Genomic DNA, 25,627 nt, shown 5'->3' on the forward strand with positions numbered 1-25,627 from the left:
TGATGAAGTTAATTGAAAACATCCCTTTGTTTAAGCAAATGGAAATTATAAATCGCTTAGAATTCTTTAAAGAGTTCACGCTTAATGAACGTCAAATTCTTTTAGAGTCGTTTGGATTATTATACTTAGTAAGTAAAAATCAGTTTTTATTTAAAGAGTTTGATAATGACAAGCGACTTTTTATTGTCCTCAGTGGCTCTTTGATGGTGTTTAAGCATAGTCACCTACTGGAACTGGGTAGTATAGAGCCTGGTGAATTTATTGGTGAAGGCGCGTTTATTAATAACCGAGAGCGCAGCATTAATGCACGCGCCAAAGAAAATGCCATCGTACTGGCTATTACTGCCGATGCCCTTACCCGCCTACCTAATGTTATACGCGAAAAAATTAAAGACCGTATTATTGAAGGAATGAGCCTGCGCATAGCTAAACTAAGCGAACATATAGAAACCCACGGTTAAATCAGTCCATATAAACAATTTGTAGTGAGCAATCAAGCCAACCTGGGGTGTTAACGCTTGCGGTATATGTGTAGGTATCTGACGGCTTGGCGCCAAAGGGGGTATTTACAAGCGGCTGCGAATGACTGTATGTTTGCGAATGGTCTTTAAAATAAACAACAACATAACCATATAAATATTCCCAGTTTAGCCTCACGATTGCGCCACTTGGTAATGTAAACTCAACAGCTTCATTTGCAAATTTGACTGCTAAATCATTGTATTTATCTTCGCTGCAATGAGTTGTTCTCAGCTGTTTAGGCATAACAAAATTTCTATTGGCATCAGCATTTTTTAAATAAAAGCCTATATTGCCATCACCATAAAAATGATTTGAACGACTTGTATAATTAACTTGTGGCGCGTACCCTAGCTCTTGCATTATAGCTGCAAGTTGCTCCGTCTCTTTGGGGTAAATTTTATCGCTTGAGAGTAGTAATGTGGCCTCACCAAAATCTGATGGGATTGCTGGTTCTACATATTCATAGGGGAGAGTTTGTGCATTTAGTGCAGCATCTAGCTGGTTGCGCTGTTCACCTTGCAAGTTTTCAATAAAAACATAAACAGTAGGTCGCTGGCACGCAGCTAATAAAAACACCAATACACATATTAAAATTCCATTTTTCATTATCACCCCAATAAATTACAAGTGTAGTCTATAAGGGTGATTTAAAATGGCAATTTAATTTATTTGGTTATTTAACCATGCATCAACACTCTGGCGATTATAAAGTACTTCATTAAATAAACGATGTCGTTCAAATACCAGCTCGCTTTGTTTAGTTTTAAGCCCGCTGACTAACTGACTATGGGTGTCATTAAACTTGGAGATAACTGAAAAACCACGTTCAGTGTCTTCTTGTACCTGCTGAGCCAAATGCCTTCTAACATCATCAGCAGTTAACATATCTGAATTATCTAAGCCCATTAGCTCTTTTTTCATCGCTAATCTTATGCCCATGTTTTACTCCACTGTTTATATTCAATCTCTTTTTACGACAGATATTGGCAACAAGCGCGCCAATGTGTAATTTTTTTCACGCGAAGTGTAGTCTTGAATTACTTCAGTTTTTTTAAAGACAAATGAAAGAGGTAAAAAGTTTCATAAAAAATGCACAATCATCGCATCTAACAAACGCACTTTGGTGCAAAATAACCAGCTAGCCTTTATACTACAGCTAATGCCACCCCCACAGAGAAACATGATGAACGAAGAATATATAGAAATTGAATTAGAAGAAGAGCCTATAGAGCTTTGTAAATTATTAAAAGTATTAGATCTAGTTGAAGGTGGTGGCCAAGCAAAAAATCTAATTAGCGGTGGCTATGTAGGTGTTAACCATGAAATTTGTACAATTAAACGGAAAAAATTATACAGTGGCGATGTTCTTACATTTGATGGCGAGTTGTTCCAACTGACGCTAAGTGAAGATGCCACTCCTGCAGAGCATCCTGTTATTGATGAAACAGTTACAGCAGAAAAAGCCGCGCCCGTAGCAACAACAGAGCCAGCTAAAAATAAGCGCAAACGTACTAAAAAACCTAAAGTGGATGAAAAAACGGGTCGTCGTCCTATTTCGTTTGGCTAACATTCGCTTACGTCATATGTGTTATTAAAAGCCAGTTTGCATCACTGGCTTTTTTATTCTTTAATAGAATATCAATAATAAAAAATCGATGCTTACATGTCAGAAAACACTGCAAACCGCTGGATAAAACCCGTACTCATCACCGCCCTGTTATGGAATATATTAGGTGTTTTTGCATTTATCATGCAGCTATTATTAACACCCGAAATGGTAAGTAAACTCCCACAAGAACAACAACTTGCTTATAACAGCCAACCTCTATGGGCTACTTTAGCGTTTGCTATTGCAGTATTTGGCGGCGCATTAGGGTGCGTACTTTTATTATTCAAAAAGTCACTAGCCGCATTAACATTAATAATCTCTTTGGCAGCGGTTTTAGCCCAGCAATACTATAATTTTATAATTATTAATAGCATCAGCTTGTTTGGCGTTAGCGCTATTTTTATGCCTATTGCAGTGACCTTAATTGCGATTGCATTGGTGTATTTAAGTTTCCACTTAAAACAACAGGACTACTTTAAATAACACTTTTTTGACTTTAGTTTTGTGGCCAATTATTACTCAGAGCATCCCTTGAATTTTAACTTTTGGCCTTCATCTCTATTTATATAACAGTCAAAAAAATTACACTGCATGGTATTTTTTTATCATGGTACACAGTTTGCAAACTACTACAGAGGTCACTTTTTCAAGAATATCAATCTAATTTATTGAAGGGACAAATAATGAAAAATAGTTTCGACACCCAACAACAGCTTACTATCAATGGCGAGCAATATCATATTAACTCGCTCATGGGACTTGGCGATAAAGCCAAACGCCTGCCTTTTTCGTTAAAAATATTACTAGAAAATTTATTGCGTAATGAAGATGGTGTGAATATTAAAGAGCAAGATATTCAGGCACTACTAGATTGGGATCCAAAGGCTAAGCCCTCGGCCGAAGTAGCCTTCACCCCTGCCCGCGTAGTAATGCAAGATTTTACCGGTGTCCCTGCTATTGTTGACTTAGCCGCCATGCGTGATGCGATGGAAAAGCTTGGTGGCGATCCTGCAAAAATAAATCCGCTTTCTCCGGCTGAGCTGGTGATCGATCACTCAGTACAAGTGGATGGTTACGGTAAAGATGGCTCATTCGACTTAAATTCAAAACTAGAATATGAACGTAATAAAGAGCGCTACGAGTTTTTACGTTGGGGTCAAACCGCATTTGATAATTTAAAAGTGGTGCCACCAGCCACAGGTATTGTCCATCAAGTAAATTTAGAATACTTAGCACGTGTAGTGTTCAATGATACAAAAAACGGTAAATCGTTAGCCTATCCAGATACACTGGTTGGTACTGATTCTCACACAACCATGATCAACGGCCTAGGCGTACTCGGTTGGGGTGTAGGCGGTATTGAAGCCGAAGCCGCCATGCTTGGCCAACCTATTAGCCTACTTATTCCTCAGGTCGTTGGCGTTAAATTAAATGGCCGCTTACCTGAGGGCACTACAGCAACAGATTTAGTACTTACTGTTACTGAAATGCTGCGTAACCATGGTGTGGTAGGTAAGTTTGTTGAGTTTTATGGTGACGGGCTTGCCGACTTACCACTGGCCGACAGAGCGACTATTGCCAACATGGCACCGGAATATGGCGCAACCTGTGGTATTTTCCCTATTGATGATGAAACGATTAATTACTTACGCTTAACTAATCGCGATGAAAAGCAGCTTAAACTGATTGAAGATTACGCAAAACATCAAGGTTTATGGCGTAATGATGGCGATGAAGCACATTATACCGATAAGCTAGAACTAACTTTAGATGATGTAGTACCAAGTCTTGCTGGCCCGAAACGTCCACAAGACAGAATCACACTGGATAAAGCCGGTGATGTTATTGGTCAACACTTAAAAGACTTCCAAGACGAACGTATGGCACGTCGAGATAAAAGCGATGAAGAGCAAGCGCGTATTGAAAGTGAAGGCCCTACTACCAATCCTGACGAACCCACTGATGAAGCGCAGTTTATGGGCGCAGCAAAAGTAAACTTTAATGGAGAAGAATTTGAGTTAAATGATGGCGCCTGCGTCATTGCTGCAATCACAAGCTGTACTAATACCTCTAATCCAAGCGTAATTTTAGCGGCAGGATTAGTGGCTCAAAAAGCACGTCAATTAGGTATTAATGTAAAACCTTGGGTTAAAACGTCTTTAGCACCAGGTTCGCAGGTGGTTACCGATTACCTTGAAAAAGCAGGGTTAATGGATGATCTTGATGCGCTTGGTTTTAACTTAGTTGGTTATGGCTGTACCACCTGTATCGGTAACTCAGGCCCATTAGCGGATGAAATTTCAGAAGCTATTCAAAAACATAAACTAATTGTAAGCTCTATTTTGTCGGGTAACCGTAACTTTGAAGGGCGTATTCACCAAGACGTTAAAATGAACTTCCTCGCGTCGCCACCACTTGTAGTAGCTTATGCTATAGCAGGTAGAACCGATATTGATGTATACAACGAACCACTTGCGCAAGATAAGCATGGTAACGATATATACCTTAAAAATATTTGGCCAAGCGTTAAAGAAGTGAGTGAGCTTGTAAAAAATACGGTAACTAAAGAAATGTTCGAAAAAAGCTACGCCAATGTTTACGATGGTGACAGTCGCTGGCAAAAAATTCAAATACCTGATGGTAAGCTTTACGATTGGGATGCTGCCTCGACTTATATCAAAAAAGCGCCATTCTTTGATGGTATGAGTGTTGAACCACCGGGGATCCCAAAAATAGAAGGTGCGCGCTGTCTAGCTAAACTAGGCGATTCAGTGACTACCGATCATATTTCACCAGCAGGTGCGATTAAAGCGGAGGCACCCGCAGGACTTTACCTGCAAGAAAATGGGGTAGAAAAAGCACAGTTTAATTCTTATGGTTCTCGCCGTGGTAATCACGAAGTGATGATGCGTGGTACATTTGCTAATGTGCGCCTTAAAAACTTACTCGCCCCCGGTACTGAGGGCGGTGTCACTCGCACTCAACCTGACGATAAGCTAGAGAGTATTTATGATGCGGCAATGGCATATCAAGAGAGTGGAACACCATTAGTGGTTCTAGCAGGTAAAGAATATGGTACCGGCTCCTCACGAGATTGGGCTGCAAAAGGCTCATTACTACTCGGTATTAAAGCTGTGATAGCACAAAGCTATGAGCGTATTCACCGCTCGAACCTGATTGGTATGGGCGTATTACCTTTACAATTTAAAGAGGGTGAAAGCCATGAATCATTGGGCTTAACGGGGCAAGAACAATTTGATATTCAAGGTTTATACGACAAAACCGACGAAGTCAGTGTCATTGCCACTAACAGTGAAGGTAAACAAGTTAGTTTTAGTGCCGATGTGCGTATTGATACCCCTAAAGAGTGGGATTACTACAAACATGGCGGGATTTTACAGTACGTATTACGCAATATGCTCGACTAACTAGCCATTAAACAGTAGTAGCTTAAAAGCCCAGCTCAGCAATGAGCTGGGCTTTTTTACATTCGCTATAGAAGTAAATATTGATACACCCTTGCGCTAAATCAATGTTGCTCTATCAAGATACCATACACTAAGAAGACACGCTGCGCAGAGGTCGCCATGTCTTCAATAGTAATGATAAGACTGCTTAAAACATCTATTTTGCTTGGGTTATGCCTGATTGTGACAGGCCATGTATTAATTGTATCGAGCTACTTTACCAGCCAGTACGGTATTAAAGGCATTATTACTGCAGCAGCGTGCATTGCAATTGGTGTGTTTTTATCACTGCCAACTAAAATTTATTTAACCATATTATTAATGGAAGCAGAAAAGCGCTACTTGAAATCGCAGTAACTCCCAAGGGCTAAAAGCCGCTGAAACTTTCGACTTCTTTACTGCGTTGCTCAATTCTCTTTTTGGCTTTTTCAGCATCTTCAAACAACTTATTGATTGACTCACTGTTGTATATTTCAGGCGCTCGCTGAGGAAAAGGTTTTGCCGCAGATTTAGCACTACCACTTAATATAGCCGTATCTTCGGCTACCACAACATTAATATCTGCGGGATCAAGATGCACTTCAATACTCTTGCCATTTTTATTTGGCACATCGGAGAAATGCCACTGCCCTTGCTCATCTTGCCACTTATAAATTTTACTTTGAGAGTCAGATGCTAACGGTGACGATGTGATTTTATCTCCTACTTTTTTAAGCTCAAGTGTGAGCTGTTCGAATGTATTAGATGAAAGCGCTACCACTTTATCTTTAATAGAAAAAGATTCATTTTTAATCAATGAGCTGGTGAGCCAAGGTTGCCCATTTGGCTTTTTAAGATAAAACAAAGAGATAAGAGCAATGACCATTACTGATATTGCTAAGTAGGTAAAGTATTTCATAGCGTTCCTGCTGTAAATTTAATCCTTTATTATCATTAATATAATAAAAAAACAGCAGTCAGGCAATTATTTTCCACAAAATAAAAACGCAGCTTTAGCTGCGTTTTTAAATTTATAGCTTTGAATAACAAGGTAATTAAATTCCATCACCATCGATATGCAAGCCACACTCACGGCTCAGCCCAAAAAAGCGGGTTTCTTCTTCGCTCATTCCTGGCTCTAATTTACGCGTAGTGTGTACATCACCCATAGACACATAACCCTGCTCCCATAATGGGTGGTATGGCAGATCATGTTTAGTAAGGTATTGGTACACATCACGATTATTCCACTCAATAATAGGGTACACTTTTACTGTACCTCGGCTGATTTCTAAAACTTGCTTTTCAGCACGGCTCGACGATTGATCTCGACGCAAGCCACTAAACCAGGTGCTAGCGTTAAGCTCTTTTAAAGCACGCGTCATTGGCTCAACTTTATTGAGCTGGTTGTATTGCTTAATACCTTCTTCACCTAGCTCCCATAGTTTTCCAAATTTAGCCTCTTGCCATGCAGGGCTCAACTGCGCTTTATACACTTTTAAGTTAAGTGATAAACGCTCGCTCATCTGATCGATAAACTGATAGGTCTCTGGAAATAGATAACCCGTGTCTGTTAGTACAACAGGTATATCGGGGCGCTGTGATGTCATTAAATGCAACATTACCGCTGCTTGAATACCAAAACTCGATGATAAAAACGCGGTGTCAGGCAAGTGCTCTAGCGCCCATGCAACGCGCTGCTCAGCATTCATGTTAGACAGCAAACCATTCGCATCAGCTAACATAGCCTGTTGGCTTTGCTTATCTAGCTGTAATATGTTTTTAAATTCACTCATGGTCAATTTTAAACCTCACCAGCGCGGTGCGCTGCTTTTAAATTATGCGTAAAAATCGGTAACAGATACTTTTACTTCTGCAACAATACCCTTGCGAATAACAAAATCACCAAAGCATTCGCCTTCATTGCGCTCACTAACCCATTGCCCAATAAGCTTATCAAATGCCTCTAGGTAAACTTCTTCGCCCACATTTTCAAGATAAAGCTTAGGGATACGCGTACCCTCCGTATTCCCGCCAAGGTAAACGTTGTACTTACCTGGGCCTTTACCTACTAATCCAGCTTCAGCTAGCATGGCACGACCACAGCCGTTAGGGCAACCAACCACACGCATAATAATGCTGTCATTTGGTACTCCATGCTTGGCCAATAAGCCTTCTATTTTTTCAATTAAACTCGGTAAGTAACGCTCGGCTTCAGCCATCGCTAAAGGGCAAGTGGGCAGTGACACACACGCCATTGAGTTTTTACGTTGCTCAGTGTCTTTGTCATCAATCAAACCGTGTTCACGCGCTATTTTTTCAATGATTGCTTTTTGATCCGCAGGCACACCGGCAATAATTAAGTTTTGATTGGCGGTCATGCGAAAATCACCTTGATGAATTTCTGCAATCTTACGACACCCTGTTTTTAGTGGCTTATTGGGGTAATCTAAAATACGACCACTTTGAATAAAGAGCGTTAAGTGATGTTTACCGTCAATGCCTTCAACCCAACCAATGCGATCCCCTCGATGAGTAAACTCATAAGGGCGGCTTGGTGCAAAACTCACGCCTGCACGTTTTTCAACTTCTGCTTTAAATACATCAGACCCAACACGGTCAAGTGTGTATTTAGTTTTTGCGTTTTTACGGTTAGAACGATTACCCCAATCACGTTGCACAGACACTACGTGCTCCGCAATTTTTAAGGTATCTTCAAGGGCAATAAAACCAAAATCATCGGCTTTACGTGGATACGTTGCAGTATCACCGTGGGTCATGGCAAGCCCCCCCCCTACTAGCACGTTAAAACCAACTAATTTACCGTTATCAGCAATTGCCACAAAGTTTAAGTCGTTTGCATGAACATCCACTTCATTATTTGGTGGAATTGTTACTGTGGTTTTAAACTTACGCGGTAAATAAGTTGAGCCTAAAATTGGCTCTTCTGTGGTTTCACTTTTTTCGCCATTGAGCCAAATCTCTGCATACGCTTTGGTTTTAGGTAATAAGTGCTCAGAAATCTTTGCCGCCCACTCATACGCCTCTTGGTGTAACTCAGACTCAACAGGGTTAGTGGTACAAAGTACATTGCGGTTCACGTCACCGGCGGTTGCAATAGAATCAATACCCACGCTATTAAGTAATTGGTGCATACCTTTAATTTCAGGTTTTAATACACCATGAAACTGAAATGTTTGGCGCGTAGTTAAACGAATACTGCCATAGCTGGTTTTCTCCCCAGCAAACTTATCAATTGCTAACCATTGCTCGGGCTTAATAATGCCGCCAGGCATACGCGCACGCAGCATGACATTATGTAGTGGTTCTAGCTTTTGTTTAGCACGCTCGGGACGAATATCGCGGTCATCTTGCTGGTACATGCCATGAAAACGAATTAACTGGAAATTATCGGCAGTAAAACCACCGGTAATTTCATCTTTTAAATCTTGCGCTATAGTGCCGCGTAAAAAGTTACTTTCTCTTTTTAAACGTTCGTTATCAGAAAGCTTTACGGTTTTATCTTGTTCGCTCATTTTAAATCCTAAATTTGTTACAGTGACGGCTGTTAGCTTTTAATAAAATAAACAACGTGTACTTAGTACACGTCTTTCTGATAGCGATTTGCGCTACGCAAATCTTTTAAATATTGGTCGGCCTCTTCATTACTTTTGCCGGTATTTTCGCTAATGATATCAATTAAGGCATTGTGTACATCTTTAGCCATGCGGTTTGCATCGCCACACACATAAAAATGAGCACCCGCTTCTAACCAGTCAAACACTTCTTTTGAGTTTTTACGTAACTTATCTTGCACGTAAACTTTTTCTGCTTGATCACGGCTAAACGCCACATCGACTTTACTTAACAAGCCTGATTTTAAGTAACCTTGAATTTCTACTTGGTATAAAAAGTCTTGGGTGAAGTGTGGGTTACCAAAAAACAGCCAATTTTTACCCGTAGCCTCTCGCGCATCACGCTCTTGTAAAAAGGCACGGAACGGTGCAATACCTGTACCTGGCCCTACCATGATGATCGGTGTGTCATCATTTACTGGTAAGCGGAAGTTGTCATTATGTTCACTAAATACTTTTACTTTACAGCCTTCTTGCGCTCGGCGTGCTAAATAGCCTGAACAGCCACCTAAATGCTCTGTGCCAAACGCTTCAAACTCAACCAGTGCAATAGTTAAATGTACTTCGTCCTCTACCTCGCTTTGGCTAGAAGCAATTGAATATAAACGCGCTTGTAATTTACGTAGGCAATCAACCAGTGTTTGCGCCTCTAATTTAGCTGGGTTTTGTGCAACCACATCAAAAATTTGGCGAGGCTCAATGTATTCACGCATTGCGGCTTTATCTTCCACAAGCTTAAGAAGTCCAGGCGTGCCTGTAGCCGTGGCATATTTTTCTACAAAACCAGGGTACGATTGTGTCAGCTCTAGTTTTTCAATTAAGGCATCACGCACGCTAAGTTCTTCATCGCCAAGTTTGACGCGGCTAGTTGGATTAATTTGCGTTTGCGCTAGTAGCTCATCTACACAGGCTTCATCATTTAAAAAGTAAATGCCTAACGAGTCACCCGGCGTATAGGTAATGTCAGACCCTTCAAGTGAAATTTCAATATGGCGTACATCTTTGGTTGAGTCACGACTGGTAATTTTTTGCACTAAGCTTAGCTCTGCCGCAAACGGGTTTTGCTTAGTGTATTGGCTAGCCGCTGTTGTGGGCGTGCCAAATGACATTGATACAACTTGGCCGCCTGTGGCATCTTGCTGAGCTTTTAAATCTGGCTCAAACGCATTTAATGCGCCCTCAATCCAAGTGGCGGCTTCGTCATCGTAATCAACGTCTAGGTCGGCACGTTGATAAATAACGTCTGCACCGAGATTAGTTAAACGCTCTTCAAAGTCTTTAGCGGTTTGACAGAAAAATTCATAGCTAGAATCACCTAAACCTAATACCGCGACTTTAACACCATCAAGCTTTGGCGCTTTTTTGGTAATTAAAAATTCATACAGTGTTTCGGCGTCTTCTGGTGGCTCACCTTCACCATAAGTTGATACAACAACGGTTAAAAACTTTTCTTTTTTCAATGCGGTCGGTTTGTAATCTGACATGCTAACCAGCTTTGCAGCTAGCCCACGAGATTCAGCTTGCTCTTTAAGCTTAGTCGCCACCGCTTTAGCGTTACCTGTTTGTGAACCATACAAAATAGTAAGTACGGCTGCCTCAGAGCTTGCCGGTGTACCTGCAATTGGCGCACCTAGCGCTGCTGAATTAGCATTAGCAGCCAAATAGCCGCTAACCCACGCTTGCTGAATTGGATTAAGCTCAGCCACTAAACCTTGTAGCTTTTGAACTTGCTCTTGCGAAAGCGGACTTGCTAGCGCATTGAGTTGACCTAACAACATGAATTTTTCCTCATAACCCTGAACGTTAAACACAATGCTTGTTCACATTGTTTAAAATGAGTGCCACCTCATTCAGAAGGTTCTGTTGAGGTTAATTGAGTATGCAGGATAGCCGTCTAAGCATAGATAAAAAAAGAATAGAATCTGCTTTGATATTCCATTTAGTTATTAACCTAGTTAAAAACCAGTGAAATTAACCTAAAGGGTTTTTATTGCCTTTTATGAAATTTTAATTTAACAATTTTGTAACCTTTATAATCTAAGGTATATTACGCAAACTATAAAATAGAAACACCTATGTTACACGGTATATATAAAAACAAATTACTTTTGAGCGCGTTGTTATTGAGCTCTTTGCCTGCGATGGCTAATGTGGTTAATGGCAACTTTGAACAATGGACAGGCAACACTCCACAAGCATGGACAGTCATTGATAGTGGTATTAACGTATCTGCCAACAGCGCAGTCGTGAGTACAGGCTTACAAGCAGCAGCGATTAGCGTTAATACTGGCACACAAAGTAACACTGACTTTTTACAGCAAGTCGCAGTTGAAATGGGCAAAACTTATGAGTTCTCAGTGGATGTGTATCATACCGAAGGTCATCTTAAGGCGCGTTTATTTATAGATGGTTATCAAGGCTACTCAAACCCTGCTTTAACAAACCAGTGGCAAACCATAACTTACAGCTATACCGCTGATAGTAGTAAAACGATTGATGTCGGTTTACGCTTTTACGATACAAGCGGCTTTGATGGTAGTGAGTTAGTTTATGTTGATAACTTCTACCTAATAATGACAGCGGCGGCGGTTCTCCAAGCTGCGCAGATAACAGCCTTACTTTTAACCTAACCACAGATAACTATGGCGAAGAAACCAGTTGGCAAATAACACACAACCAAGCTGGTATGGTTGCAAGCGGCAGTGGATATGCTGCCAACACCCAATATACCGAACAATTATGTTTAACCAATGGCGACTATACATTTACTATTAATGACAGCTATGGCGATGGTATTTGCTGTTCATATGGCAATGGCAGCTACGCCTTGAATAATGAAGCCAATTTGCTTGCCAGTGGATCAAGCTTTCAAGCAAGTGAGTCTACCGCATTCTCGTTAGGTGCTACTCAGCCAACACCGACGCCAACCGGCTACTATGTTACAACTCAAGGCTTAACTGGCTACACGCTATCAAAACGTAATCGCTCTTGGCAAAATAACACTACGGCTAGTAATGCCGTACTTAACGACTCTAGTAACCAAGTATTTGAAAATTGGGTCGTGGCTATGTTGTTAAAATGGCATAACAACGACCCCGTTAGCCAAATAGAATTAGACCGCAATCAAGCAGCGTTTGAGTTTCAAGGTAACCGAAACCCGTATATCGATCACCCTGAATTTGTAGAGATGATTTGGTAAAAGGCTTCTGGCTTCTGGCTTCTGGCTTCTGGCTTCTGGCTTCTGGCTTCTGGCTTCTGGCTTCTGGCTTCTGGCTTCTGGCTTCGCAGATAAGCATATGCCTTTGCACTTGCAAAGACTTTTCTTACGCCCATTTTATAATATTATTTTTGCACTTAGGTTCGTAACACTCAGCCCAAACTACGGCGCTATAATTTACTTCTGCCAGCTAAAGGCTGAAAGTTTACCGCTAAAAACTGCTCTAAACGTAAAAAGCCCCAGCTAATGCCGGGGCTTTTCATAAAACAGACTTAATTAAAAATTAAGCTTGTTTTGGACGTTCAACAACATCTACCAAAGTCCAAGATTTGTTCTTAGAGATTGGAGCGCATTCACGGATAGTGACAGTGTCACCCGCTTTTGCAGTGTTATTTTCGTCATGTACGTGTAACTTAGTCGTACGTTTGATGAATTTCCCATAAATTGGGTGCTTCACGTAACGTGCGATAGCAACAGTGAAAGATTTTTCCATCTTGTCGCTGATTACACGGCCTTGAAGAGTACGAATTTTATCGCTCATTATTGACCTGCCTTCTGGTTAATAATTGTTTTTACACGCGCGATATCGCGACGTACTGTTCTTAGCGTGTGTGTCTGAGCTAACTGACCAGTGCTTGCTTGCATGCGCAGGTTAAACTGCTCACGAAGAAGACCTAGAAGTTCAGCATTTAGCTCTTCTACGCTTTTATCTTTTAGTTCGCTTGCTTTCATCACATTACCGTCCGAGTTACGAAAGTTGTTTTGAATGGCAGTTTACGAGCAGCAAGGTTAAACGCTTCACGAGCAAGCTCTTCTGAAACACCTTCCATTTCGTAAAGTACTTTACCAGGCTGAATTTCAGCAACCCAATATTCAACAGAACCTTTACCTTTACCCATACGAACTTCAAGAGGCTTTTCTGTGATCGGCTTGTCAGGGAAGACACGGATCCAGATTTTACCTTGACGTTTCACGTGACGCGTCATAGCACGACGAGCTGCTTCGATTTGACGAGCAGTCATGCGGCCACGACCAGTAGCTTTCAAACCGAAAGTACCGAAGCTTACTTTGTTACCGTTTTGCGCTAAACCGCGGTTGCGGCCTTTGTGCATTTTACGGAATTTTGTACGTTTTGGCTGTAACATTACTCGCTACCTCTACTTAGCACTTTTTTTGGCTTTCTTTGGCGCGCGTTTAGCTGGCTTCTCTTGCTCTTGTACTAGTGGTAAACCACCAATAACTTCGCCTTTGAAGATCCAAACTTTAACACCAATGATACCGTAAGTGGTTAAGGCTTCAGAAGTTGCGTAGTCGATATCAGCACGAAGAGTATGTAGAGGTACACGACCTTCACGATACCATTCTGAACGTGCGATTTCTGCGCCGCCAAGACGACCGCTAACTTCAACTTTAATCCCTTTAGAACCGATGCGCATTGCATTTTGTACCGAACGCTTCATAGCGCGGCGGAACATAACACGACGCTCTAGCTGAGAGGCAATACCGTCTGCTACTAGTTGTGCATCTAGTTCTGGTTTACGTACTTCAGAAATATTAATCTGAGCAGGTACACCAGCGATTTTAGTTACCGCTTGACGTAATTTTTCTACGTCTTCGCCTTTTTTACCGATAACAACACCCGGACGAGCCGTGTGAATAGTTACTCGGATAGATTTTGCTGGACGCTCAATAACGATTTTAGACACAGAAGCCGCTTTTAATTCCTTAGTAAGGAATGTACGTACTTTGTGATCGCCAAAAAGCTGTGCAGAGAAATCTTTTGAATTCGCGTACCAGGTAGAAACCCAAGGTTTAGATATACCTAGGCGAATACCAGTAGGATGAACTTTTTGTCCCATTACTTATATCTCCTAGCTATCTGAAACCACAACAGTGATGTGGCTTGTACGCTTAAGGATGCGGTCTGCGCGTCCTTTAGCACGTGGCATAATACGTTTCATTGTTGGACCATCGTCCACAAAAATCGTTGTTACACGTAGCTCATCAATGTCAGCACCTTCGTTATGCTCTGCGTTAGCAATAGCAGACTCAAGTACTTTCTTAACTAATACAGCCGCTTTTTTCGGGCTGTACGCCAGGATTTCTAGTGCGCGATCGACAGGTAACCCGCGGATCTGATCTGCAACTAGACGTGCTTTTTGCGCCGAACCAGAGGCGAATTTATGTTTAGCTAATGCTTGCATTTATCTTCCCCTCTTAACGTTTCTTCGCTTTCTTATCCGCAGCATGGCCACGGTAAGTGCGAGTTGGTGCAAATTCACCTAGTTTGTGACCGATCATTTCGTCAGAAACGAAAACTGGTACATGCTGGCGACCATTATGGACAGCAATGGTCAATCCGATCATGTTAGGTATGATCATTGAACGACGGCTCCAAGTTTTAATTGGCTTCTTTTCACCGCTTTCCAAAGCTTTCTCTACCTTCTTCAGCAAGTGTAGGTCTATAAAAGGACCCTTCTTGAGAGAGCGTGGCATGGCTATTCCTCAATATTACTTAGTACGACGACGTACTATAAATTTATCCGTACGCTTGTTCTTACGCGTCTTAGCACCTTTAGTCGGCTTACCCCATGGAGACACAGGATGACGACCACCAGATGTACGACCTTCACCACCACCGTGTGGGTGATCAACCGGGTTCATGGCAACACCACGAACTGTCGGACGAATACCACGCCAGCGATTTGCACCTGCTTTACCAAGTGAACGAAGCATATGCTCAGCATTGCCTACTTCACCTAGTGTCGCACGACAATCAGATTCAACTTTACGAACTTCGCCTGAACGAAGACGTAATGTTACATATTGACCATCACGTGCAAGGATTTGAACGTATGCACCAGCAGAACGTGCAATTTGAGCACCTTTACCTGGTTTAAGTTCTACGTTGTGAACAGTCGAACCTACAGGCATATTACGCATTGGTAATGCATTACCAGGTTTGATTGGTGCATCAACACCAGACTGGATTGCATCGCCAGCTTTTAAGCCTTTTGGTGCGATAATGTAACGACGCTCACCGTCTGCATATAATACAAGAGCGATGTTTGCGCTACGATTTGGATCATATTCTAAACGCTCAACAGTGGCTGGAATGCCATCTTTAGTACGTTTAAAATCGATTAAACGGTAATGCTGCTTATGACCACCACCGATATGACGAACCGTAATACGACCATTGTTATTACGACCACCTGATTTAGAGTTTTTCTCTAATAGTGGTGCGTAAGGTTTACCCTTATGTAAATCTGGGTTAACCACTTTAACTAGGTGACGACGACCCGCAGAAGTTGGCTTACACTTTTGAAGTGCCATAATTCTAACTCCCCTTATTACTCGGCGCCGCCGACAAAGTCCAGCTCGCTACCTTCTTTAAGAGTAACGTAAGCTTTCTTCCAGTCGCTACGACGACCGAAACGCATGCCAGTACGTTTTGTTTTACCCTTAACGTTAAGTGTGCGAACACCAGTTACTTCTACTTCAAAAAGCTTCTCAACTGCCGCTTTAATTTCAGCTTTAGTTGCATCATTTACTACTTTGAAAACAATTGTGTTGTTTTCTTCAGCAGCAATTGTGCTTTTTTCAGAGATATGTGGAGCAAGGATCACTTTTAAAAGACGTTCTTCACGGATCATGCTAGCGCCTCCTCAAGTTGCTTAACAGCAGCAGCTGTAATTAGTACCTTATCGAAAGCAATTAAGCTTACAGGATCGATACCAGCTACATCACGTGTGTCAACCTTGTACAGGTTACGTGCCGATAAGAAAAGATTTTCATCTACTTCTTCAGTCACGATAAGAACATCTTTAAGCTCAAGTTCTTTAAGCTTAGCAACTAGTTCTTTAGTTTTTGGTGCTTCAAGACCAAAACTTTCAACAACGATTAAACGCTCTTGACGAACTAATTCAGATAAGATGCTTTTGATCGCACCGCGGTACATTTTACGGTTTACTTTTTGGCTGTGGTCTTGTGGTTTAGCTGCGAAGCTAACGCCACCTGAACGCCAAATTGGACTACGGATTGTACCAGCACGTGCACGGCCAGTACCTTTTTGAGCCCATGGTTTTTTACCACCACCGCTTACTTCAGAACGTGTCTTCTGAGCACGAGTACCTTGACGAGCACCTGCTGCGTATGCAACAACTACTTGGTGTACTAATGCTTCGTTAAACTCACGTCCAAAAGTAGCTTCAGAAACTTCAAGAGCGCCAGAAGCGTCTTTAATTGCTAATTCCATCACTAAATCTCCAGGACTTATGCTTTAACAGCTGGTTTAACGATAACGTCACCGCCGATAGCGCCAGGTACTGCACCTTTAACTAAAAGCAGGTTACGCTCAGCGTCAACGCGAACTAGTTCAAGGTTCTGAGTTGTTACTTGCTCATTACCCATTTGACCGGCCATTTTCTTACCTTTAAACACCTTACCAGGTGATTGGTTTTGACCGATTGAACCAGGAGCACGGTGAGATAGAGAGTTACCATGTGTAGCGTCTTGCATGCTGAAATTCCAGCGCTTAACACCACCTTGGAAACCTTTACCTTTAGAAGTACCGGTTACGTCAACTTTGTTGATTTCGTTGAATAATTCAACCGTAAGCTCTGCGCCTACTTCAAAATCGCCTTCACCACCATTTAGGCGGAATTCCCACAGACCGCGACCCGCTTCAACACCAGCTTTAGCGAAGTGACCCGCTGTTGCTTTGTTTACACGGCTTGCTTTTTTAGTGCCTGCGGTTACTTGAAGCGCGTTATAACCGTCTGTTGCGTCAGATTTGATCTGAGCAATGCGGTTAGGAGTCGCTTCAATAACTGTCACAGGGATAGATACACCATCTTCAGTGAAGATACGTGTCATACCCACTTTACGACCGACTAGACCTAATGCCATTTTCCTAAAACCTCTCTAATCTTCCGATTAACCCAGGCTGATTTGAACATCAACACCAGCAGCAAGGTCTAAACGCATAAGTGCGTCTACAGTCTTGTCAGTTGGTTCTACGATGTCGATCAGACGTTTATGGGTGCGGATCTCGTACTGATCACGCGCGTCTTTATTAACGTGCGGTGATGTAAGTACAGTAAAACGTTCAAAGCGTGTAGGTAGTGGAATTGGACCACGTACTTGTGCGCCAGTGCGTTTCGCAGTTTCCACGATTTCCGCCGTTGATTGGTCAATCAAACGGTGGTCAAAAGCTTTTAGGCGAATACGAATGCGTTGATTTGACATTCTTAAACCTCAATATAAAGAGCATTTAAAGAGCATAAAAAAACGACCGAAACAATCTTAATAATTAAGATGCCGGTTGTTAGATTATATCTACGTTGAGTTCCAAATCGGAACTCCTGTTTATTAGCTTGAAATCCAAGCTTAATTTATTCTTTCTTGTTCCCGAGGGAATTTTGAAAGCCTGCGTATTATAATGATGCTGGTGATAAATGCAACAACTATTTAGACATAATTGCCTTGTAATTGTCGTTTAAATAACAGTCAAGTTTATCAATAGTGAACGTAATGGAAGTGATGATGTCACTATAATGTCATAGCTTGTCGATTAATCTGCAGAGGATTTTTTAGATAATATGTTATCCTATGCGCTAATTTTGCTGTTATATACCCATATTGATTTGGGTAACTACTCTCTTATGGTGAGTCAATGCGTATTTTAAATTATGGTTTAAATCTTATCTCTGGTGGTATTAGCCGCTTGTTTGTTAAAAGCAAAGTACTGCCGGAGAAGCCGTTAGAGCAATTTGAGTTAAACCCTAAAAACCCGACCTTTTATATAGTGCGTTTAAATTCACGCTTTGATTTAGCGGCACTCGCACGCGTATGTAAACGAAATGGCTTGCCCGACCCTACCGAGCAGCAAGTGTTAGGTGACCAAGCGTTAGATCGTTTTATTGGCATTAAAAACCCACCACCGTTATTTGGTAATAAAGAAAAGCCTACCAACGCATTAGATCAGGGCAAGCAAATCATTGAACATTTATTATATAGTGGCCAAAAAAATGTGCAGGTTGTGCCTGTGACTATTTTATGGGGCAGAGCGCCGGGTAAAGAGAAGCCAGGACTGAGTACTTTACTTTCGCACTCACTTACGCCCAGCTGGTTTAGAAAAATATTTGTTGTACTTTTTTCAGGGAGAGACAACTTTATTCGTTTTAGCCAACCACTCGATTTATCACTATTGGTGAACGAAAAAGCCGATGTAAATGAGCTTCCGCATAAACTACTTCGCGTAGCTAGAGTACACTTTAAGCGCCAGAAGCTGGCTGCCACAGGGCCTAAAATCCCATCACGAGATCAATTATTTAGCTCACTACTGGCATCCCCAACGATAAAAAAAGCGATTCAAACTGAAGCGTCTGAAAAAAATATTAGCCAAGCCCAAGCGCGACAAAACGCATTAAAGCTTCTTGATGAAATTGCTGCTAATTACAGCGACGCCACCATTCGCGTTGCCGATCGCATATTAACCTGGCTTTGGAACAAGCTGTATAATGGGATTGATATAAAGTACACCGAGCAAATCCATGACCTAACCAACAAAGGCCATGAAATAATCTACATGCCGTGTCATCGTAGTCACATGGATTACTTGCTACTGACCTACTCTATTTACCATCAAGGGCTTGTTCCACCGCATATTGCAGCGGGTATTAACTTAAACTTTTTCCCAGCCGGTGGCATATTCCGCCGCAGTGGCGCGTTTTTTATTCGCCGCTCGTTTGCTGGTAACAAACTTTACTCAGCGGTATTTAAAGAATACTTAAGCCAGTTATTTATCAAAGGTTACTCGGTAAAGTTTTATACCGAGGGTGGGCGCAGCAGAACGGGACGTTTACTACCCCCTAAAACCGGCATGCTCGCAATGACAATGCAAGCCATGTTACGCGGTATAGACAGACCGATATCTATTGTGCCGGTATATATTGGTTACGAGCACGTCATGGAAATCAATACCTATTTAAAAGAGCTGGCTGGGAACGATAAAAAAGGCGAGTCGATATTAGGTATTTTTAAAGCAATTAAAAATTTAAAAAACTATGGTCGTGGTTATTTAAACTTTGGCGACCCTATTTCTATCAATCAGTATTTAAATGATAACCAGCCTGACTGGCGTGAATCAATTCATGCAACCGATGTGCAAAAACCACAATGGTTAGGGCCGCAGGTGGCTAACCTTGCTGATCAGGTTATGGTTAAAATTAACAATGCCGCCGCACTTAACTCTGTTAACCTACTGGCGATGATACTGCTGGTAAACGATAAGCAGGCATTGAGTAAGCCAAAGCTGTTAGCTCAGCTTGAGTTTTACTTACGATTGCAACGTGAAGCAAGCTATAGCAGTAAAATAACCGCACCAGATGAAACACCAGAGCAGCTACTTGAACATGCCTTAAAACTTAACAAGTTTGACGTGATCAGTGATGAGTTTGGCGAAATAATTGCGATAAGCGATAAAGAAAAAACCTTATTCAACTATTACCGTAATAACATTTTGCATATTTTTGCGGTGCCTAGTTTAGTGGCGCTGCATTTATTTAAGCAACATCAAAGCACCGTAACTCAGTGCCATCAGCTGGTGAAATCTTTTTATCCATTGTTTGCTAAAGAGTGGTACTTGCAAGAGTTAGATGAGAGCTACGTTACTCGTATTTTAACTAACTTTAGTGATCAAGGCTTAATTGCGCTTGATGGTGATAACATTAAAGTGACTCAAAATAACGATAGCTTTGCCAAACTCGAAATGCTCGGTCGTGCATTGAGCTTTACTTTGCAACGTTATGCGATTGTGATTGGCTTTATTCAAACCAGCCAAGGGATTGAAAAAGCAGAGCTTGAACGTGAAAGCTATGTGCTGGCGCAGCGCTTGGGTACGTTACATGGCATTAAAACGCCAGAGTTTTTTGATAAGAAGGTACTCAGTAGCTTTATTTCAAACCTACGCGAACAAAAGCTGATTAGTGAATCAGACAGTGGCTTACAAGGCAGCCCAGCGTTGTGCGAGACTTACAAGCAACTACAAACGCTATTACCGGCACGTATTTGGCAGTCAATAACAGATATTGTGCACGCTCAATGCAAGTAAAAAAACCATACCCACTATATTGAAGGTATTCAATATAGTGGGTATTAGGATTAGCGCTGGCGCATTACCCCTTCTTGAATAGTAGAGGCTACCAAGTTTCCTTGGCGGTCAAAAAACTGCCCACGTACCAGCCCTCTTCCTGAGCTCGCGCTTGGGCTATCAATAGTATATAAAATCCAATCATCCATTCTAAACGGACGATGAAACCACATAGCATGGTCAATCGTCGCCACTTGCATATTCGGCTGCATAAACGACACGCCATGTGGTTGTAATGCGGTTGGTAAAAATTCAAAGTCGGACGCATACGCTAATAAATAGTTATGAATACGTTGATCGTCAGGCATATCGCCATTGGCTTTAAACCAAATATGTTTTACTGGTTCAATGGCTTCTGGTTTAAAGGGGTTATGAAAATTCACTGGGCGCATTTCAATCGGCATTTCACGAATAAATTTATTACGGATAGCTTCTGGAATATGCTGTGCATTTTCTTGATAAAACTCTAATGAAGAACGTAACTCTTCAGGAGCTGGAACATCTGGCATGGTCGCTTGATGCGATAACCCTTGCTCTTCACCTTGAAACGACGCCGTCATGTAAAAAATTGGTTTACCGTACTGAATCGCACTGACACGTCGAGTGCTAAAACTTTTACCATCACGTATAGCTTCTACATCGTACACAATCGGTTTTGCAGCGTCGCCAGGGCGTAAAAAGTAAGAATGTAATGAGTGAACAATTCGCCCCGCTGGCAGTGTTTCTTTGGCTGCTGAAAGCGCTTGCCCCATAACTTGACCGCCAAACACCGCTCTAAAACCTAAGTCTTGGCTTTGTCCGCGGTATAAACCTTGTTCAATTTCTTCAAGTGATAACAACGACAATAAATCATCTAATACTTGGCTCATTATTTCTTCCTCAATCCCCTAATTTCTAAATGATACTATACAATACTGGAAAAATACCAACACACTGAGTGAGGAAAACTAATATGGCTTTTTGGCTATTTAAAACCGAACCCGACGCCTTTTCAATTGATGACTTAAAGTATGCCCCTGAACAAACCACGTTATGGGAAGGCGTGCGAAACTACCAAGCGCGTAACTTTATCCGCGATGATGTTAAACAAGGTGATTTAGTGATGATTTATCATTCTAGCTGTAAACAGGTTGGTGTTGCGGGAATAGGAATTGTCACTAAAGCCGCTTACCCTGATCCAACTCAGTTTGATTTAAGTAGCGATTATTATGATGCCAAAGCAACCGTTGAGACCCCCCGTTGGTTTGTGGTGGAAGTAACCTACCATTCTCATCTCAGTAGCATAGTGAGCTTGCAAGCAATTAAGGCAAATGAGTCAGTGACAGACATTGCTCTTAAAAAAGGGGGGCGTTTATCAGTCATGCCAGTGACCGAAAATGACTGGAATGAAATTTTGAACATGGCTTAGTAGTCGCAAAGGTAACATACATTTTACCATTAAAAAGGCACTCCACCAGCGCAGCATAGCTTGGCTCAATTTCTCTTATGCCCTCAGATTTGCTATGATCTGCAGCTTGTGCGCACTGGAGGAAAAATGAAATTACTATACTGGTTAGATGAATGGTTAACTCTCAGCGATAATGAGAAGCAAGCAAAACTACCTACCTCTAGTGGGGATTTACTCGGTGATGTGTATGTAAAATATCACTTTGTTGATCTCAACAAACCCCTGCTTTTTACTTTTTCACCTGCCGGTACTGATGTACAAGAGCGTGATTTGAACGAAGACTTTGCACCTTGGGGCTATCATTTAGCACAAAAGCAAAACGTTAATATTATTGCGTTTCAGCATTTGGGTAAAAGTAATTGGTTTCGTAACCGCAATTTAATCTTTTTTATTGAGCAACTATCAACCCTACTCTCTCCTTTTGAAACCAAGCTAGGTTATGGACTTAGTCGTGGCGGCTTTGCTGTGGGTGCATTTGCTAAATTACTCAAACTCGACAAAGTGCTGCTTTTCCATCCTGTTAGCACTAAAAACAAACTTATCGCCCCTTGGGATGACCGCTCAAGTACCGACATTGCCCAGCAATATGACTGGCAAGGTGACTACCATGATTTAGATTTAGGGGATGCAGAGGGCTACATTATTTACGACCCAACCAACCGCATTGACCGCCAACATGCTAAACGCTATAAGCAGCTCACTCACTTACGCGTGTTTGGGATGGGGCACGGCACCCATACCACCTATTTAAATAAGTTTGGGTTTTATAAACAAGTGGCTGTTGATTTTATTGCTAATCAACAAATCGACATTGCACAATTTAGGTTACAAACAAAAACACTGCGTTTAAAAGAGGATTATTATAAAAAACTTAATAAAGCCAATGCTAATTCGCCGCATCGTCAAGCGTTATTAAGTACCGCTCACACTATTTTAATCGACGAAAAAGCAGCGCACGTGCAAGAGCACCAAGAAAAAATTGATATTCAACCTTTAATAGACGTAGCCATTAAGCATCAAGATGAAAATCCAAATGATGCCATTAAACTATTAGAAGTGGCTCAACAGCTAGCGCCAGACGACCCGCTGGTTGAGCATAAACTGAGACAATTAGAATAAGTAACAAAAGGTACTCATTCTTTACTTTTTCTTGGCGTGCCCTTGCTTGGGCACAATTGAAAAGTAAAGAATCAGCGCTATCCACGAAAAGAAGATAGCGCCTACTAGCCAGCCATTTTTTTCATGGCCTTGGCTACGCTTACTGTTAAGAATTATCATAATAGGGAAAATGTAAGCACATAAAACAATAATTAAAAAAGCAATTTCAGTCATTATTTTTCCAAGCTAGGCCAGTCAACTTCATTACTCAATACTCGCTCTTGCGCGATATAATGCAGTATATCACCCGCATTCACTGCGTAATCTAAAGGTGGATTTAAATCCATATTTTTTGCACTTAAATTATGAGCCACCCCTAATAATATTGCATCATGATCGTACTTAAAATGATGAAATAATTTACCAAACTCCATGGTTTTTACATTACTAGGGATTTGTAAACTAAACTGCGTATCACCATGCAAGGTTGATAATAGTTCCTCTTGTACACGACTTGAGCCTGGGTCTTGCATTGAGCGCACTAAAATCTCTGCCGATTTAGTACTGCTACACTCTACGTTGTGGCAATGCTCTAATAACATTTCCACTTTCGTTTCATCAAAAAAGTGTGCACTTATGTGACAATCTTCTTTAACTAAACGACTAATACGCAGTGCGGTGGTAAATGTTTGGTCGTCATCTTGGCCATCAATAATCACTTTATCGGCGTGGCGAATGGCAACGCGTTCTAATTCATCCAAATCGGTGAAACTGGTTAGGCGAGCAAAATCAACATTCTCATTACTTAAAAACGGATGCTCTATTTGTTCAGTAACCGCTAATAAAATACGGCGATCTGTCCGCTTAGTATCAGCCAAAATGTAGTCGATCATTTTTTTGGTACGAGCATTATGCCAACCAAAAATAATAATATGATTGCTACTGTGAGCAAAGTTTTTATCACCAGTCATAGCGCGCCTAATTAAGTAAGTTACTGTTTGTCCTGTTTTACCCAACAAGACACCAAATAAAGCCAAACCAAAGGGTATTTGTATTAATGCGACAATCCATCGACCTAAGTCAGTTGATGGACTTAAATCCCCATACCCTACCGTTGAAGTGGTTACCGTGTAGTAGTAAAAAAAAGTACTCGGGGAAAGCAGTGCCTGCTCATTTGCCATAAATAATAAGCACCAAGTAAGCAGCATATGTAAAGACGTTGCTATTACAACTGACTGCCAACTTACCTGATCAATATGGCTGCGCAACAGCACAACAATACGTTTAAAAATATGATGCATAATTTTTGTTAATCGATTGATTATTTAAATCATTTAGTAACACGATACTGTAAATGATAACACTTAAGCAACGTTTTACTGTAATCGAAATATTCACGGTTCGTTATGAAGAAAAATAAGAGTAAACTATAGTTATAAAGTTATGAGGAAAAACATGGGTCTATTATGTCAGGTGTTTTAGCGTCAGTTGATCAGCGTACTCAGCTTGTAGGCGAAAATCGCTTAGAGTTGCTACTTTTTTATTTGCATAGCCGCCATTTATTTGCACTCAATGTATTTAAAATAAAAGAAGTGGTAAAGCTTCCCCGTTTAAGCAAAATACCGCACTCTCACCCTAAGGTAACCGGTGTAGCCAATATACGCGGTGAATCTATTCCGGTGATTGACCTTCGCCAAGCCATTTCTATGGCTAAAAAAGAATATGGTGAAGATTGTAACCTGGTCATAACTGAATATAACCGTACCACACAAGGTTTTTTAATTGGCAAGGTTGATCAAATCATGAATATGACCTGGTCTGACATTATGCCGCCACCCAGCTCAGTGGGTAAAAATCATTACATTACCGCACTGACTAAAGTGCAGCGTGACGGCATAGAGCACTTAGTAGAAATTATTGATGTTGAAAAAGTACTCGCTGAAATAGTTGAGTACGAGGTCAATATTTCTGAAGGGGTGTTAGATCAAACCATAGTCAATGAATTCTCTGGGCGAAAAATACTACACGCTGATGATTCGCCAACAGCACGTAAACAAGTTAGCGATACGTTATCGCAGCTTGGCATCGAAATTATTCCTGCCAGTAACGGTCTAGAAGCCCTACAAATGCTCAAAAGCTGGGCTGATGAAGGACGCGATGTTGAAAAAGAGCTGCTAATGGTGATTACCGATGCCGAAATGCCTTCGATGGATGGCTATCGCTTAACCTATGAAATACGTAACGACAACCGCTTAAAAAACTTACATGTGGTGCTTAACACGTCCCTGAGTGGTAGCTTTAACCAAGCCATGGTGGAAAAAGTAGGCTGTAATGCATTTTTATCAAAATTTCAGCCCGACTTACTCGTTCAAGAAGTACAAAATCGCTTAAAGCAAGTGCTTGGTGATTCTTAATTGAGCATAACTAGCAAATACCGACCAAGGTAAGTATTTGCTAGCGACATTCCCTCATCAACAACCTTTAAAAAGTCTGCCTTG

29 protein-coding genes and 1 pseudogene are annotated in these 25,627 nt (G+C 41.4%); 10 read left to right on the forward strand and 20 right to left on the reverse strand.

Translation table 11 applies throughout. The annotated features are described in order from the left end of the window. The first annotated feature begins 2 nt into the window (after nt 1-2). Nucleotides 3-461, forward strand: coding sequence for a Crp/Fnr family transcriptional regulator (locus MTN97_RS09660; protein ID WP_013463792.1), 459 nt, complete (start codon nt 3-5; stop codon nt 459-461). A gap of 1 nt (nt 462) precedes the next feature. On the opposite strand, the gene MTN97_RS09665 is transcribed toward MTN97_RS09660, so the two are convergent. Both MTN97_RS09665 and MTN97_RS09670 read right to left on the reverse strand, forming a co-directional pair. Further along, complete coding sequence (locus MTN97_RS09665) at nt 463-1,128, reverse strand: hypothetical protein (protein ID WP_248474280.1); 666 nt, start codon at nt 1,126-1,128, stop codon at nt 463-465. 54 nt (nt 1,129-1,182) lie between these two features. Continuing rightward, nucleotides 1,183-1,461, reverse strand: coding sequence for a hypothetical protein (locus MTN97_RS09670; RefSeq protein ID WP_069440216.1), 279 nt, complete (start codon nt 1,459-1,461; stop codon nt 1,183-1,185). Nucleotides 1,462-1,705: 244 nt separating this feature from the next. On the opposite strand from MTN97_RS09670, the gene MTN97_RS09675 reads away from it, so the two are divergent. The 4 genes from MTN97_RS09675 (at nt 1,706) to MTN97_RS09690 (ending at nt 5,955) form a co-directional block, all read left to right on the forward strand. Next, complete coding sequence (locus MTN97_RS09675; protein ID WP_248474294.1) at nt 1,706-2,089, forward strand: RNA-binding S4 domain-containing protein; 384 nt, start codon at nt 1,706-1,708, stop codon at nt 2,087-2,089. A gap of 96 nt (nt 2,090-2,185) precedes the next feature. After that, nucleotides 2,186-2,614, forward strand: coding sequence for a hypothetical protein (locus MTN97_RS09680; RefSeq protein ID WP_069440214.1), 429 nt, complete (start codon nt 2,186-2,188; stop codon nt 2,612-2,614). Between the two features lie 200 nt (nt 2,615-2,814). Then, nucleotides 2,815-5,559: an aconitate hydratase AcnA gene (gene acnA / locus MTN97_RS09685; RefSeq protein ID WP_248474281.1), complete on the forward strand. Its 2,745-nt coding sequence runs from the start codon at nt 2,815-2,817 to the stop codon at nt 5,557-5,559. Between the two features lie 159 nt (nt 5,560-5,718). After that, the gene (locus MTN97_RS09690) at nt 5,719-5,955 is read left to right on the forward strand and encodes a hypothetical protein (RefSeq protein WP_024601183.1); all 237 of its coding nucleotides are present in this window, start codon (nt 5,719-5,721) and stop codon (nt 5,953-5,955) included. Between the two features lie 10 nt (nt 5,956-5,965). Here MTN97_RS09690 and MTN97_RS09695 read toward each other — a convergent pair whose 3' ends face one another. From MTN97_RS09695 to MTN97_RS09710, 4 genes are all read right to left on the reverse strand, one after another. Continuing rightward, nucleotides 5,966-6,496 carry a DUF4124 domain-containing protein gene (locus tag MTN97_RS09695; RefSeq protein ID WP_013463785.1) on the reverse strand — a complete coding sequence of 177 codons (531 nt, stop codon included), beginning with the start codon at nt 6,494-6,496 and terminating at the stop codon, nt 5,966-5,968. A gap of 136 nt (nt 6,497-6,632) precedes the next feature. Next, on the reverse strand, nt 6,633-7,373 hold the full coding sequence (locus MTN97_RS09700) for a phosphoadenylyl-sulfate reductase (RefSeq protein WP_248474282.1): 741 nt from the start codon (nt 7,371-7,373) through the stop codon (nt 6,633-6,635). 42 nt (nt 7,374-7,415) lie between these two features. Next, complete coding sequence (gene cysI, locus MTN97_RS09705) at nt 7,416-9,113, reverse strand: assimilatory sulfite reductase (NADPH) hemoprotein subunit (protein ID WP_028835920.1); 1,698 nt, start codon at nt 9,111-9,113, stop codon at nt 7,416-7,418. A gap of 62 nt (nt 9,114-9,175) precedes the next feature. Further along, nucleotides 9,176-10,990: an assimilatory sulfite reductase (NADPH) flavoprotein subunit gene (locus MTN97_RS09710; RefSeq protein ID WP_248474283.1), complete on the reverse strand. Its 1,815-nt coding sequence runs from the start codon at nt 10,988-10,990 to the stop codon at nt 9,176-9,178. A gap of 297 nt (nt 10,991-11,287) precedes the next feature. Here MTN97_RS09710 and MTN97_RS09715 point away from each other — a divergent pair. Beyond that, nucleotides 11,288-12,411, forward strand: a pseudogene (locus MTN97_RS09715) (endonuclease). Between the two features lie 301 nt (nt 12,412-12,712). On the opposite strand, the gene rpsQ reads toward MTN97_RS09715, so the two are convergent. Genes rpsQ through rpsJ form a run of 11 tightly spaced genes read right to left on the reverse strand, consistent with a single transcriptional unit; the run spans nt 12,713 to nt 17,679 of the window. Further along, nucleotides 12,713-12,970 carry a 30S ribosomal protein S17 gene (rpsQ, locus tag MTN97_RS09720; protein ID WP_008108356.1) on the reverse strand — a complete coding sequence of 86 codons (258 nt, stop codon included), beginning with the start codon at nt 12,968-12,970 and terminating at the stop codon, nt 12,713-12,715. After that, nucleotides 12,970-13,161, reverse strand: coding sequence for a 50S ribosomal protein L29 (gene rpmC / locus MTN97_RS09725; protein WP_004588692.1), 192 nt, complete (start codon nt 13,159-13,161; stop codon nt 12,970-12,972). The genes rpsQ and rpmC overlap by 1 nt, the downstream gene beginning before the upstream one ends. Further along, nucleotides 13,161-13,574 carry a 50S ribosomal protein L16 gene (gene rplP, locus MTN97_RS09730; protein WP_008108352.1) on the reverse strand — a complete coding sequence of 138 codons (414 nt, stop codon included), beginning with the start codon at nt 13,572-13,574 and terminating at the stop codon, nt 13,161-13,163. The genes rpmC and rplP overlap by 1 nt, the downstream gene beginning before the upstream one ends. Nucleotides 13,575-13,586: 12 nt before the next feature. Further along, nucleotides 13,587-14,288 carry a 30S ribosomal protein S3 gene (gene rpsC, locus MTN97_RS09735; protein ID WP_008108350.1) on the reverse strand — a complete coding sequence of 234 codons (702 nt, stop codon included), beginning with the start codon at nt 14,286-14,288 and terminating at the stop codon, nt 13,587-13,589. 12 nt (nt 14,289-14,300) lie between these two features. Beyond that, nucleotides 14,301-14,633 carry a 50S ribosomal protein L22 gene (gene rplV / locus MTN97_RS09740; RefSeq protein WP_004588690.1) on the reverse strand — a complete coding sequence of 111 codons (333 nt, stop codon included), beginning with the start codon at nt 14,631-14,633 and terminating at the stop codon, nt 14,301-14,303. Nucleotides 14,634-14,646: 13 nt separating this feature from the next. Next, complete coding sequence (rpsS, locus tag MTN97_RS09745; protein WP_004588689.1) at nt 14,647-14,925, reverse strand: 30S ribosomal protein S19; 279 nt, start codon at nt 14,923-14,925, stop codon at nt 14,647-14,649. A 15-nt stretch (nt 14,926-14,940) separates the two neighbouring features. Beyond that, nucleotides 14,941-15,765, reverse strand: a complete 825-nt coding sequence (gene rplB, locus MTN97_RS09750) for a 50S ribosomal protein L2 (RefSeq protein WP_007376192.1) — start codon at nt 15,763-15,765, stop codon at nt 14,941-14,943. Nucleotides 15,766-15,782: 17 nt separating this feature from the next. Further along, a complete protein-coding gene (gene rplW, locus MTN97_RS09755; protein ID WP_006791359.1) occupies nt 15,783-16,085 on the reverse strand; it encodes a 50S ribosomal protein L23 in 303 nt (100 codons plus the stop codon). Then, a complete protein-coding gene (rplD, locus tag MTN97_RS09760; RefSeq protein ID WP_008108340.1) occupies nt 16,082-16,687 on the reverse strand; it encodes a 50S ribosomal protein L4 in 606 nt (201 codons plus the stop codon). The genes rplW and rplD overlap by 4 nt, the downstream gene beginning before the upstream one ends. Nucleotides 16,688-16,704: 17 nt before the next feature. Next, nucleotides 16,705-17,340, reverse strand: a complete 636-nt coding sequence (gene rplC, locus MTN97_RS09765; RefSeq protein WP_008108338.1) for a 50S ribosomal protein L3 — start codon at nt 17,338-17,340, stop codon at nt 16,705-16,707. A gap of 27 nt (nt 17,341-17,367) precedes the next feature. Next, nucleotides 17,368-17,679, reverse strand: coding sequence for a 30S ribosomal protein S10 (gene rpsJ / locus MTN97_RS09770; protein WP_002957900.1), 312 nt, complete (start codon nt 17,677-17,679; stop codon nt 17,368-17,370). A gap of 427 nt (nt 17,680-18,106) precedes the next feature. Here rpsJ and plsB point away from each other — a divergent pair, with 427 nt between their 5' ends. Beyond that, the gene (gene plsB, locus MTN97_RS09775; RefSeq protein ID WP_036980905.1) at nt 18,107-20,545 is read left to right on the forward strand and encodes a glycerol-3-phosphate 1-O-acyltransferase PlsB; all 2,439 of its coding nucleotides are present in this window, start codon (nt 18,107-18,109) and stop codon (nt 20,543-20,545) included. 50 nt (nt 20,546-20,595) lie between these two features. On the opposite strand, the gene tesB is transcribed toward plsB, so the two are convergent. Next, entirely contained in the window at nt 20,596-21,453 is an 858-nt protein-coding gene (tesB, locus tag MTN97_RS09780; RefSeq protein WP_069440208.1) for an acyl-CoA thioesterase II, read from the reverse strand. Between the two features lie 83 nt (nt 21,454-21,536). On the opposite strand from tesB, the gene MTN97_RS09785 reads away from it, so the two are divergent. Together MTN97_RS09785 and MTN97_RS09790 are read left to right on the forward strand one after the other, a co-directional pair. Beyond that, on the forward strand, nt 21,537-21,992 hold the full coding sequence (locus MTN97_RS09785; RefSeq protein WP_013463777.1) for an EVE domain-containing protein: 456 nt from the start codon (nt 21,537-21,539) through the stop codon (nt 21,990-21,992). Nucleotides 21,993-22,118: 126 nt separating this feature from the next. Beyond that, a complete protein-coding gene (locus MTN97_RS09790; protein WP_036980898.1) occupies nt 22,119-23,150 on the forward strand; it encodes a hypothetical protein in 1,032 nt (343 codons plus the stop codon). Between the two features lie 21 nt (nt 23,151-23,171). Here MTN97_RS09790 and MTN97_RS09795 read toward each other — a convergent pair whose 3' ends face one another. Together MTN97_RS09795 and MTN97_RS09800 are read right to left on the reverse strand one after the other, a co-directional pair. Beyond that, on the reverse strand, nt 23,172-23,363 hold the full coding sequence (locus MTN97_RS09795; RefSeq protein WP_013463775.1) for a hypothetical protein: 192 nt from the start codon (nt 23,361-23,363) through the stop codon (nt 23,172-23,174). Then, complete coding sequence (locus tag MTN97_RS09800; RefSeq protein WP_248474284.1) at nt 23,363-24,430, reverse strand: potassium channel family protein; 1,068 nt, start codon at nt 24,428-24,430, stop codon at nt 23,363-23,365. The genes MTN97_RS09795 and MTN97_RS09800 overlap by 1 nt, the downstream gene beginning before the upstream one ends. A 165-nt stretch (nt 24,431-24,595) precedes the next feature. On the opposite strand from MTN97_RS09800, the gene MTN97_RS09805 reads away from it, so the two are divergent. Further along, on the forward strand, nt 24,596-25,543 hold the full coding sequence (locus tag MTN97_RS09805) for a chemotaxis protein CheV (RefSeq protein ID WP_248474285.1): 948 nt from the start codon (nt 24,596-24,598) through the stop codon (nt 25,541-25,543). Nucleotides 25,544-25,627: the final 84 nt, after the last annotated feature.

It is taken from the genome of Pseudoalteromonas sp. 2CM36K, from assembly GCF_023161865.1.
GTDB classification, from domain to species: Bacteria; Pseudomonadota; Gammaproteobacteria; order Enterobacterales; family Alteromonadaceae; genus Pseudoalteromonas; species Pseudoalteromonas tetraodonis.